Raw genomic sequence first — 15,026 nt, forward strand, 5'->3', positions numbered from 1 at the left:
CATCAGGGGGCCGGGGCTGGTTGGTTCTCCAGTGCCGCCAAAAGAGCCGCGGCGCTGGCACCGCGGCAATCCACAACATCAAGCGCCCCGGCGTCCCGGGCCGACTGGGCCACTCGGGGGCTGGGAACGAACAAGGGTAGACGGGCCAGGTGCGGCCAGGCGTCGGCCGCCAGCTCCAGCAAGTGCTGGAGGCCCTGCCCACTGCTGACCACCAGGCCGTTCAGGCGTTCCGCCTGGATGAGGCGCGTCAGGGCGCCTTCCGGGTAGGCCGGCAAACGGCGGCGGTAGAGTTCCAGATAGTCCACCGAGGCGCCTTGGCCGCGCAAACGCTCGCCCAGGAATTCTCGGCCACCCTCGCCACGCATGATCAACACACGGGGTGCCGGGCCGGCGAGCACCTCGGTGAAACGGGGCAGGGCCAGCAGGGCTTCGCTGTCGTCGCCGTCGGTTGGCCAATGCACGTCGAGCCCACGCTCGGCCAGCACCTGGCCGGTGGCGGCGCCGACGCTGAACCACACCGGGCCGGCAGGCGGCTGCGGCCAATGGCGGTCCATGCGGGCCAACCCGAAGCGCGCGGCCGGCTTGCTGACCACGACGATGGCGTTGTAGCGGTCGAGATGGAGCAGGGGCTGGCACTGCCCGGGGGCTTCGTCCAGCGGTTCGATCTCCAGCAGCGGGAGGCAGGCGCTGTGCACGCCCCGGTCGGCCAGCAGGGCGGCCAGGGCTTCACTGTCGTCGCGAGGACGGGTGATCAGCAGGCGCCAGCCTGTCACGGATGGCCTGCCTCGCCATAGACCGCCTTGAGGATGGTTTCCGCGCCCTGGCCGAGCAGGTCTTCGGCCACGCGCACGCCCAGTTGCTCGGCCTCATCCGACGGCGCGCGGGACTCGGCATGCAGCAGCTGGCCGCCATCGGGCTGGCCCACCAGGCCGCGCAGCCAGAGCTGGTCGCCCTCGAGCACGGCGTAGCAGGCGATGGGCACCTGGCAACCGCCATTGAGGCGCTTGTTGAGGGCGCGCTCGGCGTTCACCCGTACGGCGGTGTCGCGGTGGTGCAGCGGGGCGAGCAGGGCGTGCACTTCGGCATCGGCAGTGCGGCACTCGATGCCCACGGCACCCTGGCCGCCAGCGGGCAGGCTGTCGTCGACGCTGATGGAGGAGCGGATGCGGTCCTCGAAGCCCAGGCGGATCAGGCCGGCGGCAGCAAGGATGATGGCGTCGTACTCGCCGGCATCCAGCTTGGCCAGGCGGGTGTTGACGTTGCCGCGCAGGAAGTGGATGCGCAGGTCCGGGCGACGGGCCAGCAGCTGGGCCTGGCGGCGCAGGCTGGAGGTGCCGACGATGCTGCCGGCGGGCAGGGCATCGAGGCTGTCGAAACGGTTGGAGACGAAGGCGTCGCGGGGGTCTTCGCGCTCGCAGATGCAGAACAGGCCCAGGCCCTCGGGGAAGTCCATCGGCACGTCCTTCATGGAGTGCACGGCGATGTCGGCCTCGTTCTCCAGCAGGGCGGTTTCCAGTTCCTTCACGAACAGGCCCTTGCCGCCGATCTTCGCCAGCGGCGCATCGAGCAGCTTGTCGCCCCGGCTGACCATGGGCACCAGGCTGACGCGCAGGCCGGGATGGGCCTGTTCCAGGGCGGACTTGACGTATTCGGCCTGCCACAGGGCCAGGGCACTCTTGCGGGTGGCAATGCGGATTTCGCGGGGCATGTAGGAATTCCGGAAGCGAGACTGCCCGGCATGATAACAGGCCACGCACGACCGGCGCGCGAGGCAAGACTCGCGCGCCGGCGGCGGTTGGTCAGAGGTTGTGCATCAGCTTGCGCACACCCGCCACATGGCGACGGCTGACGGTAAGCGCATCGCCATTGAGCCCCTTGAGGTAGAGCTGGAAGTGCCCGAGCGGGGTGCGCTGGAGCCGCTCGATGCGCTCGCGGGCCACCAGGGCGTTGCGGTGGATGCGCACGAAGCGGTCGCCGAACTCGTCCTCCAGCGCCTTGAGCGGCTCGTCCAGCAGCACCTCACCCTGCTCGTGGCGCAGGGTCACGTACTTGTGGTCGGCAATGAAGTAGATCACCTGGTCCAGTGGGATCAGCTCGATGCCCTTGCGAGTCCGCGCGCTGATGTGGGAGCGCGGCCCCACGCCACTTTCCGCAGCCGGGCGGGTGAGGGCAGCCAGTTGCACCCGATTGGGCCGTTCGGCCTTCTTCAGTGCATCGGCCAGGGCCTCGGGCCGGACGGGTTTGACCAGGTAGCCCACGGCGCTGACCTGGAAGGCATCCAGGGCGAACTCGTCATGGGCGGTGCAGAAGATCACGGCCGGCGGTGCCTCTTTCTCGCACAGTCGCGCGGCGACCTGCAGGCCATCGAGCCCGGGCATGCGGATGTCGAGCAACACGACATCCGGCTTCAGGCTGTCGATCAGGGTGAGAGCCTCCTCGCCATTGGTGGCGGCGGGCTCCAGGACTCGGTAGCCATCGAGCTCTCCGACCAGGCGGCTGAGGCGCTCTCGGGCAAGTGGTTCGTCATCGACGATCAGGACATTCATATTGCTCGGGCTTCCTGCGTGAGTCTCGCACAAGGATAGCGTAGACAGGTGAAGTGGCGACCGTCACGGCGCTCCACGCTGAGACTGGCTCCGGGGCCGAAAAGTGCCGTGAGTCGGGCATCAATGTTGGTCAGTGCCTGATGGGTTCCGCGCGAAGGCCGGTTTTCCGCCCCTTCATCGAAGGGATTGCTCACGCGGAGCAGGAACACCCCATCCTGGTACTCGGCTTCGACCCGCACCAGCCCACCCTCGATCCGCGGCTGGATGCCATAGATCAGGGCATTTTCCAGCAGCGGCTGCAGTGTGAGTTGCGGAATCGGCAAATCATCAGGCACATCGTCAACCTGCCACTCCAACTGTAGCCGTTCTCCGAGACGATATTGCTCGATCGAGAGATAGCGCCTGGCCAGTTCCATCTCATCGCTCCAGCGCACCAGGGTGCCGGGCTTGGCCAGGCTGGCACGGAACAGGTCGGAGAGGTCCAGCACCGCCTGTTCCGCCTTCACCGGGTCGATGGCGACCAGGCTGGCGATGCTGTTGAGGCTGTTGAAGAGGAAGTGCGGGCGGATGCGCGCCTGCAGGGATTCGATGCGCGCCTTCAGTTCGGCCTGCTGCTGACGCCGCCACTGGCTCTGCAGGTAGAAGTAGCGCAGCACCAGGGTCGACATGATCAGGCTGATGAGCCCGTGGCGCAGGTAGAGGTTCACTTCCCCGGCCCTTGGCAGCGGCCCGCCGAGTTCGTAGTAGTCCGCCACGGCGGTGCAGGCCAGGGTCAGCCCCACCACGAGGAGCGAGCAGGCGATACCGGCGGTGGCCGGGCTCAGCCGGGCGAGGAATGGCCGCAGGCGGCACAGCAACGCCGCCGACAGCAGGACGATCCACTGCACGAACAACGAGGTCAGCGCCAGGCGGATCCAGTTGAAGTCCGGCACCAGCGGTTCGGCAAGCACCAGCACCAGCACCAGCAGCTCCGCCAGCAGCACCAGGCCGAGCAGGGCCTCCGGCTGGCAGAGCTCCGGCAGGAAGAAGTCGTCGTCGGGGGCGGCTGTGCGGCCCTGGGCAGGGGATCGTGGCATCCGGGCAGTGTTACCGGGCGGCGCATGGCCAGCAAGCCGGCACACACTCGCCGGGCGAAATCGATCACCGAAACGCCGACACGACTGCAAATCTGTGAAGCACCCGACACTCCCCGGCCGGTCGGCCGCGCCATCGGGGCACGCCGGTTTTGCCGGCAAGGCTGCTATCATCGCCCCCCATCACGGCCCTCGGCCTTCCTTCACCGCCAGCTATCGAGCCCAGTCATGAGCACCGACAAGACCAACCAGTCCTGGGGCGGCCGCTTCAGCGAGCCCGTCGACGCCTTCGTCGCCCGCTTCACCGCCTCCGTCGACTTCGACAAGCGCCTCTACCGCCACGACATCATGGGCTCCATCGCCCACGCCACCATGCTGGCCGAGGCCGGCGTGCTGACCGTCGAAGAGCGCGATGCCATCGAGCAGGGCCTGAAGGAAATCCAGGCCGAGATCGAAGCCGGCACCTTCGAGTGGCGCGTCGACCTGGAAGACGTGCACATGAACATCGAGGCCCGGCTGACCGACCGCATCGGCATCACCGGCAAGAAGCTGCACACCGGCCGCTCGCGCAACGACCAGGTGGCTACCGACATCCGCCTGTGGCTGCGTGACGAGATCGACCTGATCCTCGCCGAACTGACCCGCCTGCAAGAGGGCCTGCTGGGCCTGGCGGAAGCCGAGGCGGACACCATCATGCCCGGCTTCACCCACCTGCAGACCGCCCAGCCGGTTACCTTCGGCCACCACCTGCTGGCCTGGTTCGAGATGCTCAGCCGCGACCACGAGCGCCTGGTGGACTGCCGCAAGCGGGTCAACCGCATGCCCCTCGGCAGCGCCGCCCTGGCTGGCACCACCTACCCGATCCAGCGCGAAGTCACCTGCCGCCTGCTGGGCTTCGAAGCCATCTCCGGCAACTCCCTGGACGGCGTCTCCGACCGTGACTTCGCCATCGAATTCTGCGCCGCCGCCTCCCTGGCGATGATGCACCTGTCGCGCTTCTCCGAAGAGCTGGTGCTCTGGACCAGCGCCCAGTTCCAGTTCATCGACCTGCCCGACCGCTTCTGCACCGGCTCCTCGATCATGCCGCAGAAGAAGAACCCCGACGTGCCCGAACTGGTGCGCGGCAAGTCCGGTCGCGTGTTCGGCCACCTGGCCGGCCTGCTGACCCTGATGAAGGGCCAGCCGCTGGCCTACAACAAGGACAACCAGGAGGACAAGGAGCCGCTGTTCGACGCCGCCGACACCCTGCGCGACTCGCTCCGCGCCTTCGCCGACATGGTCCCGGCCATCAAGCCCAAGCGTGAGGTCATGCGCGAAGCGGCCCGTCGCGGTTTCTCCACCGCCACCGACCTGGCCGACTACCTGGTGCGCAAGGGCCTGCCCTTCCGTGACTGCCACGAGATCGTCGGCCATGCCGTGAAGTACGGCGTCGAGTCCGGCAAGGACCTGGCCGAGATGAGCCTCGACGAACTGCGCCGCTTCAGTGACCAGATCGGCGACGACGTGTTCGCCGTGCTGACCCTGGAAGGCTCGGTCAACGCCCGCGACCACATCGGCGGCACCGCCCCGAACCAGGTCCGCGCCGCCGTTGCCCGTGGCCGCCAGCTGCTGGCCAGCCGCTGAGGCAACGGGACACGAAAACGCCGGCATCAGCCGGCGTTTTCATTTCCAGCCCAGAACACTCAGCCCTGGGTCCGCGCCTTGATCATTGCCAGGAACGCCGGCATGTCCTGCGCCTTGTCCTCGGCGATGCGCTGCACGTGGGGGTTCTGCGCCAGTTGCTGAAGCAGCGCGCGGGCGGCGGGCAGTTCGGCCAGGAAGTCGACGCCCATCACCTTGCGGCCCACCTCGTAAGCGAGGTCGACGCTGTAGAGGAAATACAGGTCCGCCAGGGTCAGCGTTTCGCCCGCCACGAAGGGCGCGAAGCGAGCATGACGCCCCAGCGTCGCGAAACCGGCGGTCAGCTCGACACGGGCCTTCTCGCGAATGGCCTCGGGCACCGCAACACCGAAGAACGCCTGCATGTGGCAGGTGCGTGCCGGCAGCTCGATGTACAGCTCGATTTCCCGGCACAGGGCGCGGACCACCGCACGGGCATACAGGTCGCCAGGCAGCAGCGGGTGCTCGGGGAAGCGTTCTTCCAGGTAGTCGAGGATGGCGCTGGTCTCGTTGATGAAACCGTGCTCGGTCTCCAGTACCGGCACCTTGCCGCGTGGGCTGCAGGCGAGGAAGGCCGGCTCCTGGCTGGCGTGAACCTTCACTTCCTCGAAGGGCAGGCCTTTTTCCAGCAGGGCCAGCTTGACCATGTTGTAGTAGTTGCTGACGCAGAATCCGTGGAGCTTGAGCATGGGGCCTCCTGGGCCAGTGCGTGGACCGGCCAGTTATAGCCGTGGCATCGGTGGCCTGCCAGTTGCATCGATCCGGTGAATGGACGGCGGCGACCTGCCGGCCGCCGTGGCACACTGCGCATCCGAACCGAACAGGAACCCGCCATGAGCGAACACGACGACAGCGAAGAAGCCTTCGCCGAGGAAACCCTGATCCAGGCCGTGGAGAACCAGATCGAGGCCGGCGAGCCCGCTGCAGCAAAGGCCACCTTCAACAAGCTGACCCTGGTGGGCTACGAGCGCGAGGAATGCCTGCAGATGATGGCTCTGGTGCTGGCCTGCGCCATCCAGCGCCTGGAGGCCGACCAGCCTTTCGACATGGCCTGGTATGAAAGCGCATTGCGGGCCCTGCCGGACCTGCCGGAAGAAGCACAGGATTGATCCAGGCCACGGCTTGCGCGGGCTGCCGCCGCTAGCATCACGCCCTCATCCCCCACAGGAGCCCCTGCATGGCCAAGCGTTCGGCGTGCCCGTTCCGGGGTCTTCTTCGCCTGGGCCTGCTCCTGTTGCTTGTGGCTGGCGGCCACGTGGCAAAGGCAGAGCCGCTGCAAGTGGGCGCCGAGGATGACTGGTACCCCTACACCGCCTGGCGGGACGGGCGCATCCAGGGCATGTCCGCCGACATCGTGCGGGCTGCATTCGCCGCCGTGGGCGAGGACGTGGAGCTGGTGCCCTATCCCTACGCACGCTGCATGCAACTGGCCCAGTCCGGACGCCTGGCCGCGTGCTTCAACACCGCGCCCAATGCCGAGATCGAGCGTGACTACCTGCTGCCCCGGCACCCGCTGTTCCGCGACGACATCCTCCTCTGGGCCCCCAGCTACCGCGCCACGCCGGTGACCGACCTCGGCCAGCTCGCCGGTCGGCGGGTCGCCGTGACGGTGGGCTACGAGTACGGCGAAACCTTCGACCGCCTGGCCGACGTGGTGCGCGTGACGGTGCGCAAGGACATCAGCGGTTTCCTGATGCTGCAGCACGACCGCGTCGACTACGTAGCCGCCTACCGCGGCACCACCGAGGCGCTGGTACGCGACAATCCCGAGCTGCGCGGGTTGTTCACCGCTGTCGCCACCCTGCACCAACCCGAGCTTTATCTGTCCTTCTCGCGCCAGCATCCAGGGGCGCCGGCCCTGTTGCAGCGCTTCGACGAGGGCATGGCGATCATCCAGGGCAACGGCCGCTACCGCGCGATTCTGTCGCAGTGGGGCGTGGGCGGCTGAATCCGCATCTACACTCTCTGGGAGCCGGCCCGTCCGAAGGCCGGTACAGGACGACCAGGAGCCCCACATGACGTCGTACACCCCCGAATTGATCGCCGAGCTGGAACTGCTGACCCTGTTCAACCTGGACAACACCCAGGAAGGCCTCAAGGTCCACAACAACGCCGCCCCCAGTCTGATCGAAGCCGCCTTGCGCCTGCACCACAAGGGCCTGCTGACCCAGCCCGACGGCGGCTACCTCACCAGCCTCGGCCTGGACGCAGCCGAACACGCACAAGGCCTGCTGACCATCCTCACGACCGCACCCGCCCTTTCGAACTGACCCCGCGACGTCTCGCCCCGCACCGCCCCTGCCCGCCGGCATCGCCGGCTGGTAGGCTGTGCGCATTCTTCCGGCAGACGCTTCGATGACCCGCACCCAGGAAATCCGCCCCGACATCGACGACGGCATCGACCGCAAGGTCCTGACCCAGCTGCGCGCGCGCTTCCTGAAGGTCAACGCCGGTCGGCTCGAACGCGCCCTGCTCGGTCTTTCCAGCCGCCAGCAGATGGTGCTGCGCCTGCTGCCCCTGCTGTTCCACGTCAACCACCCGCTGTTGCCGGGCTACGTCTCGGGGCAGACCCCTGCCGGGGTCTGCGGCTACGAGCCGGACGACGACGTGCTCGCCGAAGCCCAGCGCCTGACCCGCTCGTTCGCCTACAAGGGCCGCCGCGGTTCGGCGCCGACACCGATCCAGGGCCTGTTCCTGATGGGCAGCCTGGGCACCGTGGCCCAGGCCGAGCAGAGCGACATGGACCTGTGGGTGTGCCACGACCCGGAACTGCCGGCACCGGCCATCGCCGAGCTGCGCCGCAAGTGCGACCTGCTTGAAGCCTGGGCCGCGACCCTGGGCGCCGAGGCACACTTCTTCCTGATCGACCCCCAGCGCTTCGTGGTGGGCGACCGCGAGACCCACCTCACCTCCGACGACTGCGGCACCACCCAGCACTACCTGCTGCTGGACGAGTTCTACCGCACCGCCATCTGGCTCGGCGGGCGCACGCCGCTGTGGTGGCTGGTGCCGGTGTACGAGGAAGGGCGCTACGCCGACTACACCGCCAAGCTGCTGTCGCGCCGCTTCATCCGTGCCGAGGAAGTGCTGGACCTGGGGCACCTGTCGCACATCCCCGTGGGCGAGTTCGTCGGCGCCGGTATGTGGCAGCTGTTCAAGGGCATCGAGTCGCCCTACAAGTCGGTGCTCAAGCTGCTGCTGACCGAGGTCTACGCCAGCGAGCACCCGAAAGTGCAGTGCCTGTCGCTGCGCTTCAAGCAGGCGGTGTACGCCAACCACCTGGACCTGGACGAGCTCGACCCGTACATCGTGATCTACCGCCGGCTGGAGGAATACCTGCTGGCCCGGGGCGAGCGCGAGCGCCTGGAGCTGATCCGCCGCTGCCTCTACCTGAAGATCGACAAGAAGCTCAGCCGCCCGCCACGCAACCGCGCCAAGAGCTGGCAACGCCTGCTGTTCGAGCGCCTGACCCGTGAGTGGCGGTGGGATGACCGTCAACTGGCGCTGCTCGACAGCCGCAGCCAATGGAAAGTGCGCCAGGTGGGCACCGAGCGCCGGGCGCTGGTCAACGAGCTGACCTACAGCTACCGCTTCCTCTCCGAATTCGCCCGCGCCCAGCACGCCATCAGCTCGCTCAACAGCCGCGACCTGGGCGTGCTCGGCCGTCGCCTGTACGCCGCCTTCGAACGCAAGGCGGGCAAGGTGGAGTTCATCAACCCCGGCATCGCCCCGGATCTGGCCGAGGACACCCTCACCCTGGCCCAGAGCCCGAGCCCCGAGCGCGAAGGCGAGACCCTCTGGGCGCTCTACCCGGGCAGCCTCAACGCCCTCGAATGGCGCGACTTCGCCCCGATCAAGCGGGCCCGTGAACTGGTTGAGCTGCTGGCCTGGTGTCACCGCAACGGAGTGATCGACGCCTCAACGCGCCTATCCCTGCACCCGGGCGACAGCGACCTCACCGAGTACGAGCTGTCCAACCTTGTCAGCAGCCTGCAACAGGGCTTCCCGCTGCCGCTGCCGATGGTGGACGAGGCCGCGCTGCTGCGGCCGAGCGTGCCGCGCCAGGTGCTGCTGCTGGTGAACGTGGGCATCGATCCGCTGAAGCAGCACAGCCAGATGAACCTGCACATGACCACCGAGCGCACCGATTCGCTCGGCTACGCCGGCTCGCGGGAGAACCTGGTGCTGACCCTCGACCAGGTGACCCTGAACAGCTGGAACGAGCTGCTGGTGACCCGCTACGACGGGCCCTACGCCCCGCTGGACTGCCTGCGCGAATTCCTCAACAGCGTGGACCCCGCTGCGCCACCGGACCTGCGGGTGCGCTGCTTCTGCCGCAACCGCGCGCAACCCATCGCCCAGCGGGTGGAGGATCTGTTCCTCGACACCCTCGCCCTGCTCGGCAACGGCCAGGTGACCCGCTACCTGCTGCAGGTGCAGCAGCAGTACCACGTGCTGGAACTGCTGCCGGGCCAAGTAGCCCACACCGCGCTGCCGGACATGCCGGCGCTGCTGGAACACCTGGGCGAGGACCTGCCGGCCTACAGCCCGTTGCAGCTGGATCGCTACGCCCTGGAGAACGAGGACCTGGCGCTGATCCTGCCGCTGGGGCGCCCGGGCTGCATCCAGGTGTTCTACCGCCAGGACGGCGAGACGGCGGAGCTCACGGTGCTCGACGAGCACAACGCCGTGTGGCGCCAGCGCCTGCCCTTCCGCGATCCGCAAAGTCTGCTGACGCCGCTGCAGCGCTTCCTGCAGTCGGTGCTCTACCGGCGCAACGCGCTGCTGCCGCTGGACCAACCGGCCCCGCAGAGCGGTCTTGAGGTTCTTTATTACGAGGTGCTGCCGTCGCCGCCCTTGCGCGCGCAGCAGGTGGAACGGCGGGTTGCGCCGCAGTCACCGGTGAGCCACCCGTTCTACGACGTGCAGGCGATCGTCGAGCCGCTGGACACGAACCGCGTCCACATCACGCTCTACTGCAACCACCGGGAGTTTTCCGAACTGGAATACGGCGGCGAGCTGTTCGCCGCCGTGGCGCGCCACATCCTCGCCCAGCGCAGCACCGCCGAGCGCTACCCCTGCTACATCACCGACCTGGACCTGTCGCGGGTCCTCGGCGAGGGGCATGCGCAGACGGTGCACTACCTGCGCTACAAGGCGGAGCTGGAACGGGAACTGAATCGGGCGCTGGGCCTGGCCTGACGCCAGGCCCGGAAGGGCTCAACGGTCGTATTCGCCCGCAGCCTCGGGCTGGTACTCCACAGCCAGGAGCGTCAGCTTGAGGGTCTTGCCGCCGGGCACCGGCCAGTCGATGTCCTGCCCCACGGAGAGGCCGAGCAGCGCACTGCCCACCGGCGCCAGCACCGACACCTTGCCTTCGCCACCGGCGTCCTGGGGGTAGACCAGGGTCAGGTGGTAGTCCTTGCCACTGGCATCCTCGCGGCAATGCACGCGGGAATTCATGGTCACCACGCCCGGCGGCACCTCGTCGTGGCCCACCACCTGGGCGCGGGCGAGCTCCCGCTCCAGCGCCTCGGCGCCGGGGCCGAACTCCTCCAGTTCATCGAGCAGACGCTCCAGTCGCTGAAGGTCGAGGCGGGTGATGATGATCGAGGGTTGAGTGGTCATGGCAAATCCGATACTCCGGTTCCTAGGCTCGAAAAAGCGAAAACCCCGCCCGAAGGCGGGGTTTCCAGATGCTGTTCAGGCCGTACGCCATGGCGACGGCCCGACCGACACTACGTCACCACGGAGGCTCTTGGCAAGACCATCCGGTCATGGCCGTCGCGCCGCGAGGCGCTGGGCAGCGTCGCGGCAAATCTGCCGGCGACGGTCGTCGCTGGCTTCCCCCCACTGCAGAATCTCACTCAGGCTGCGCCCGCATCCGATGCAGATATCGGCGTCGTCCAGGCAGCAACGGCGCACGCAGGGTGACGCGGGCCGAGGCTCGGGCGGCGGCTCAGAGCTCGTCGAACTCAAGGTCTTCGCCCGCCTGCTCGCGGGTCACGCGGGCGAGCAGTTCGCCCAGCGGCTCGTCGCTGGTGTCGCAGATCCAGCGTTGCGACTCCGCGTCGTAGTCGAAGTGGAAGCCGCCGGAGCGGGCCGCTACCCACAGCTGGCGCAGGGGCTCCTGGCGGCTGAGGATGACCTGGCTGCCGTTCTCGAAACGGATGGTGAGGACGCCCGCGCTGTTCTCCAGGTCCACGTCCAGGTCGCTGCCATCGAAGAGGTCCTCGACGGCCTCCTGGACTTCGTCGACCAGATCGTGGAAACGCGCTTCGCTCAAACTCATCGGATGTACCTCAGGAAAAATGGAAACGTGGGCGACCTTTCAGCGCCCGAGGTGGCGACGGTACTCGCCTGGGCTCTGCCCGGTCCAGCGGCGGAAGGCCCGCGCCAGGGAGCCGGCCTCGCTGAAGCCGACCAGGAAGGCGATGTCGGCCAGCTCCAGGGCCGGATCGCGCAGATAATGCAGCACCAGTTGCTGCCGCGTCTCGTCCACCAGCTGGCTGAAGGTCAGGCCTGCGTCACGCAGGCGCCGCTGCAGGGTACGCGGGCTCAGGCCCAGGTCGGTGGCCAGGTGTTCCAGGTCGGCGCCGTCCTCGGCCAGGCGCCCGGCCAGAGCCAGGCGCGCCCGGTCGAGCACGCTCTGGCCCTGGCGCAATTCCCCCAGCAAGCGGTCGGCGTAGGCATCGAGCATCTGCCGGACGTGCGAGTCGGCCTGGCCCAGGGGCGTGGCCAGCAGACGGCGGGGGAACACCAGGGCGTTGTCGGGTTGGCCGAACAGCACCGGGCAGCGGAATACCCGACGGTGCTCGGCGTCGTCGGCAGGCGCGGGGTGCTGGAAGCGCACCTCGGTGGGCGGGATGTCGAGCCCGCTGATCCAGCGCCCGAAGGTGACCCAACCGGCCAGGGACTCCTCCGCCACCTGGTCGCGCAGCAGCGGCAGCGACGGCTCCCAGGCCAGCCGCACCAGGGGTTCCTGGCCGGCGCGCGGAGGCTCGTCGTCCAGCTCCACCTGGCCGAGGTTGCCCACCAGGGCGGCATAGCGCGCCTGGCGGTGGAGGGCGTCGGAAAGGGTCGGGCAACTCATCAGCAGGTAGCCGAGCACGCCGTAGTAACCGGGGCGCACCGCCTCACCCAGGTGCAGCCCCAGGCGCGGATCCTCCAGCCGCGCCATGGCCTGGCCCAGGAGTTCGAGATAGGCACTGGCGGCGATGCGCTGTTCGCGCTGGGCGAGGATGGAGGGGGTCAGCTGGATGCCGGCAAGGAAGGCCGCCGGCTCGATGCCGTGGCGCGCCACGTGGTCCACCAGGCCCTGGAGGTAGGCAACCGAAACCGAGCCGGCAAGGGGGGAAGAGGGGTCCATTCGGCCTCCGTTTTTGCCGCCCATCCTAGTGGCGCGAAAGCCCGTTTGGCTAGGCGCAGCGCCCGCCCGGCGGGTGTTTCGGCGCATAGGCAAGGCGATGGGTGGTCGGTATACTCCCGACCCAATTACGCATTGTTCAAGGATCTCGCCATGAAGCGGCTGCTCACCCCCATCGTTGCGCTCCTCGCTGTTGCCTGCCTGCTGGGCGGCTGTGGCCAGAAAGGCCCGCTGTACCTGCCTGACGACACCAAGTCCTCCTCCGAACACGCGCACTGAGGGGCCTAGATGGACGCTTTCACTTACCGCGACGGTGAGCTGTTCGCGGAAGGCGTGGCCTTGTCCGCCATCGCCTCGCGCTTCGGCACCCCCACCTACGTCTATTCCCGCGCACACATCGAGGCGCAGTACCGCTCCTATGCCGATGCCCTGCAGGGCGTGCCGCACCTGGTCTGCTACGCGGTCAAGGCCAACTCCAACCTGGCGGTGCTGAACCTGCTGGCGCGCCTGGGCTCGGGCTTCGACATCGTCTCCAGCGGCGAGCTGGAGCGCGTGCTGGCCGCCGGTGGCTCGGCTGACCGCATCGTCTTCTCCGGCGTCGGCAAGAGCCGCGACGACATGCGCCGCGCACTGGAAGTGGGCGTGCACTGCTTCAACGTGGAGTCGGTGGACGAGCTGGAGCGCCTGCAGGTGGTCGCCGCCGAGATGGACGTGAAAGCGCCGATCTCCCTGCGGGTGAACCCCGACGTGGACGCTGGCACCCACCCGTACATCTCCACCGGCCTGAAGGAAAACAAGTTCGGCATCGCCATCGAACAGGCGGAGGCCGTCTACCTGCGCGCCGCCTCGCTGTCGAACCTGGACGTGATCGGCGTGGACTGCCACATCGGCTCCCAGCTGACCAGTCTGCCGCCCTTCCTCGACGCCCTCGACCGCCTGCTGGCACTGGTCGACCGCCTCGCCACCCAGGGCGTGCACATCCGCCACCTGGACCTCGGCGGTGGCCTCGGTGTGCGCTACAAGGACGAGCAGCCGCCCGTTGCCGGTGACTACATCAAGGCCGTGCGCGAGCGCATCGCCGGGCGTGACCTGGCGCTGGTGTTCGAGCCGGGCCGCTACATCGTCGCCAATGCCGGCGTGCTGCTGACCCAGGTGGAATACCTCAAGCACACCGAGCACAAGAACTTCGCCGTGATCGACGCGGCCATGAACGACCTGATCCGCCCAGCCCTGTACCAGGCCTGGATGGACGTGGTGCCGGTGCAGCCGCGCGACGGCGAGGCCCAGCGCTACGACCTGGTCGGCCCGATCTGCGAGACCGGCGACTTCCTCGCCAAGGACCGCGACCTGGCCCTGGCCGAGGGCGACCTGCTGGCCGTGCGCTCGGCCGGTGCCTACGGCTTCGTCATGAGCTCCAACTACAACACCCGCGGCCGTGCCGCCGAGGTGATGGTGGATGGGGAACAGGCCTACGAAGTGCGTCGCCGCGAAACCCTCGAGGAACTCTACGCCGGCGAAAGCCTGCTTCCGGAGTAAGTCCATGCTGCTGCGTTTCACCAAGATGCACGGCCTGGGCAACGACTTCATGGTGCTCGACCTGGTCAGCCAGCACGCGCACATCCAGCCCAAGCACGCCAAGCAGTGGGGCGACCGCCACACTGGCATCGGCTTCGACCAGTTGCTGATCGTCGAGGCCCCCACCAATCCGGACGTGGATTTCCGCTACCGCATCTTCAACTCGGACGGCTCCGAGGTGGAGCAGTGCGGCAACGGCGCCCGCTGCTTCGCACGCTTCGTGCTGGACAAGCGCCTGACCGTGAAGAAGCAGATCCGCGTCGAGACCAAGGCCGGCATCATCGAGCTGGATGTCCGCGCCGACGGCCAGGTCCGGGTCGACATGGGCCCGCCGCGCCTCGTGCCCCAGCAGATCCCCTTCGTCGCCGAGGCCGAGGCCCTGAGCTACCCGGTCGACGTGGACGGCCAGACCGTCCAGCTCGCCGCCGTGTCCATGGGCAACCCCCATGCCGTGCTGCGCGTCGAGGATGTGGACCGCGCGCCGGTCCACGAGCTGGGCCCGAAACTCGAACACCACCCGCGCTTCCCGCAGCGGGTCAACGTCGGCTTCCTGCAGGTCCAGGATCGCCACCAGGCCCGCCTGCGGGTCTGGGAGCGTGGCGCTGGGGAAACCCGTGCCTGTGGCACAGGCGCCTGTGCCGCGGCCGTCGCGGCCATTCGCCAGGGCTGGATGGACTCCCCCGTGCAGCTGGAGCTGCCGGGCGGCAAGCTGACCATCGAATGGGCCGGCCCCGGCCAGCCCGTGATGATGACCGGCCCGGCCGTACGCGTGTACGAAGGCCAGGTCCGCCTATGAACGAGCCGAGA

The 15,026-nt window shown here is 68.1% G+C and carries 17 protein-coding genes; 8 read left to right on the top strand and 9 right to left on the bottom strand.

Annotated features, from left to right (window positions below; all coding sequences use genetic code 11):
• Positions 1 to 2: 2 nt before the first annotated feature.
• The 4 genes from FBY21_RS19340 to FBY21_RS19355 all read right to left on the bottom strand — a co-directional run bounded on the left by FBY21_RS19340 (position 3) and on the right by FBY21_RS19355 (position 3,622).
• Entirely contained in the window at positions 3 to 773 is a 771-nt protein-coding gene (locus FBY21_RS19340; protein WP_142013022.1) for a uroporphyrinogen-III synthase, read from the bottom strand.
• Positions 770 to 1,708, bottom strand: a complete 939-nt coding sequence (gene hemC / locus FBY21_RS19345) for a hydroxymethylbilane synthase (RefSeq protein ID WP_142013024.1) — start codon at positions 1,706 to 1,708, stop codon at positions 770 to 772. The genes FBY21_RS19340 and hemC overlap by 4 nt, the downstream gene beginning before the upstream one ends.
• A 91-nt stretch (positions 1,709 to 1,799) precedes the next feature.
• Positions 1,800 to 2,546, bottom strand: coding sequence for a LytR/AlgR family response regulator transcription factor (locus tag FBY21_RS19350; RefSeq protein ID WP_044400839.1), 747 nt, complete (start codon positions 2,544 to 2,546; stop codon positions 1,800 to 1,802).
• Complete coding sequence (locus FBY21_RS19355; RefSeq protein WP_142013027.1) at positions 2,543 to 3,622, bottom strand: sensor histidine kinase; 1,080 nt, start codon at positions 3,620 to 3,622, stop codon at positions 2,543 to 2,545. Before FBY21_RS19355 ends, FBY21_RS19350 begins: the two co-directional genes overlap by 4 nt.
• A gap of 225 nt (positions 3,623 to 3,847) precedes the next feature.
• On the opposite strand from FBY21_RS19355, the gene argH reads away from it, so the two are divergent.
• A complete protein-coding gene (argH, locus tag FBY21_RS19360) occupies positions 3,848 to 5,242 on the top strand; it encodes an argininosuccinate lyase (RefSeq protein WP_044400833.1) in 1,395 nt (464 codons plus the stop codon).
• A gap of 59 nt (positions 5,243 to 5,301) precedes the next feature.
• Here the strand turns inward: argH and FBY21_RS19365 are convergent, their stop codons facing one another.
• Positions 5,302 to 5,967 (bottom strand): glutathione S-transferase family protein, encoded by a 666-nt coding sequence (locus tag FBY21_RS19365; protein ID WP_142013029.1) that lies wholly within the window; start codon positions 5,965 to 5,967, stop codon positions 5,302 to 5,304.
• 144 nt (positions 5,968 to 6,111) lie between these two features.
• On the opposite strand from FBY21_RS19365, the gene FBY21_RS19370 reads away from it, so the two are divergent.
• From FBY21_RS19370 to FBY21_RS19385, 4 genes are all read left to right on the top strand, one after another.
• Positions 6,112 to 6,387, top strand: a complete 276-nt coding sequence (locus tag FBY21_RS19370; protein ID WP_044400827.1) for a hypothetical protein — start codon at positions 6,112 to 6,114, stop codon at positions 6,385 to 6,387.
• 68 nt (positions 6,388 to 6,455) lie between these two features.
• Positions 6,456 to 7,226 (top strand): substrate-binding periplasmic protein, encoded by a 771-nt coding sequence (locus tag FBY21_RS19375; RefSeq protein WP_074966991.1) that lies wholly within the window; start codon positions 6,456 to 6,458, stop codon positions 7,224 to 7,226.
• 67 nt (positions 7,227 to 7,293) lie between these two features.
• Positions 7,294 to 7,548, top strand: coding sequence for a TIGR02647 family protein (locus FBY21_RS19380; protein WP_044400821.1), 255 nt, complete (start codon positions 7,294 to 7,296; stop codon positions 7,546 to 7,548).
• A gap of 85 nt (positions 7,549 to 7,633) precedes the next feature.
• The gene (locus FBY21_RS19385; RefSeq protein ID WP_142013031.1) at positions 7,634 to 10,480 is read left to right on the top strand and encodes a class I adenylate cyclase; all 2,847 of its coding nucleotides are present in this window, start codon (positions 7,634 to 7,636) and stop codon (positions 10,478 to 10,480) included.
• Between the two features lie 18 nt (positions 10,481 to 10,498).
• Here the strand turns inward: FBY21_RS19385 and rnk are convergent, their stop codons facing one another.
• The 4 genes from rnk to FBY21_RS19405 form a co-directional block, all read right to left on the bottom strand.
• Positions 10,499 to 10,906 carry a nucleoside diphosphate kinase regulator gene (gene rnk, locus FBY21_RS19390; RefSeq protein ID WP_074966986.1) on the bottom strand — a complete coding sequence of 136 codons (408 nt, stop codon included), beginning with the start codon at positions 10,904 to 10,906 and terminating at the stop codon, positions 10,499 to 10,501.
• A gap of 147 nt (positions 10,907 to 11,053) precedes the next feature.
• Positions 11,054 to 11,257 (bottom strand): DUF1289 domain-containing protein, encoded by a 204-nt coding sequence (locus tag FBY21_RS19395; protein WP_044400811.1) that lies wholly within the window; start codon positions 11,255 to 11,257, stop codon positions 11,054 to 11,056.
• Complete coding sequence (cyaY, locus tag FBY21_RS19400; protein ID WP_044400810.1) at positions 11,238 to 11,570, bottom strand: iron donor protein CyaY; 333 nt, start codon at positions 11,568 to 11,570, stop codon at positions 11,238 to 11,240. Before cyaY ends, FBY21_RS19395 begins: the two co-directional genes overlap by 20 nt.
• A gap of 39 nt (positions 11,571 to 11,609) precedes the next feature.
• Positions 11,610 to 12,647: an AraC family transcriptional regulator gene (locus FBY21_RS19405; protein ID WP_142013033.1), complete on the bottom strand. Its 1,038-nt coding sequence runs from the start codon at positions 12,645 to 12,647 to the stop codon at positions 11,610 to 11,612.
• Positions 12,648 to 12,797: 150 nt separating this feature from the next.
• Here FBY21_RS19405 and lptM point away from each other — a divergent pair, with 150 nt between their 5' ends.
• From lptM to dapF, 3 genes are read left to right on the top strand one after another with little or no spacing between them, the layout of a single operon-like run.
• Positions 12,798 to 12,923: an LPS translocon maturation chaperone LptM gene (lptM, locus tag FBY21_RS19410; protein WP_074966982.1), complete on the top strand. Its 126-nt coding sequence runs from the start codon at positions 12,798 to 12,800 to the stop codon at positions 12,921 to 12,923.
• 9 nt (positions 12,924 to 12,932) lie between these two features.
• On the top strand, positions 12,933 to 14,180 hold the full coding sequence (lysA, locus tag FBY21_RS19415; RefSeq protein WP_044400800.1) for a diaminopimelate decarboxylase: 1,248 nt from the start codon (positions 12,933 to 12,935) through the stop codon (positions 14,178 to 14,180).
• Positions 14,181 to 14,184: 4 nt separating this feature from the next.
• Entirely contained in the window at positions 14,185 to 15,015 is an 831-nt protein-coding gene (dapF, locus tag FBY21_RS19420; protein ID WP_044400797.1) for a diaminopimelate epimerase, read from the top strand.
• Positions 15,016 to 15,026 lie beyond the last annotated feature (11 nt).

It is taken from the genome of Pseudomonas sp. SLBN-26 (assembly GCF_006715895.1).
GTDB classification, from domain to species: domain Bacteria; phylum Pseudomonadota; class Gammaproteobacteria; order Pseudomonadales; family Pseudomonadaceae; genus Metapseudomonas; species Metapseudomonas otitidis.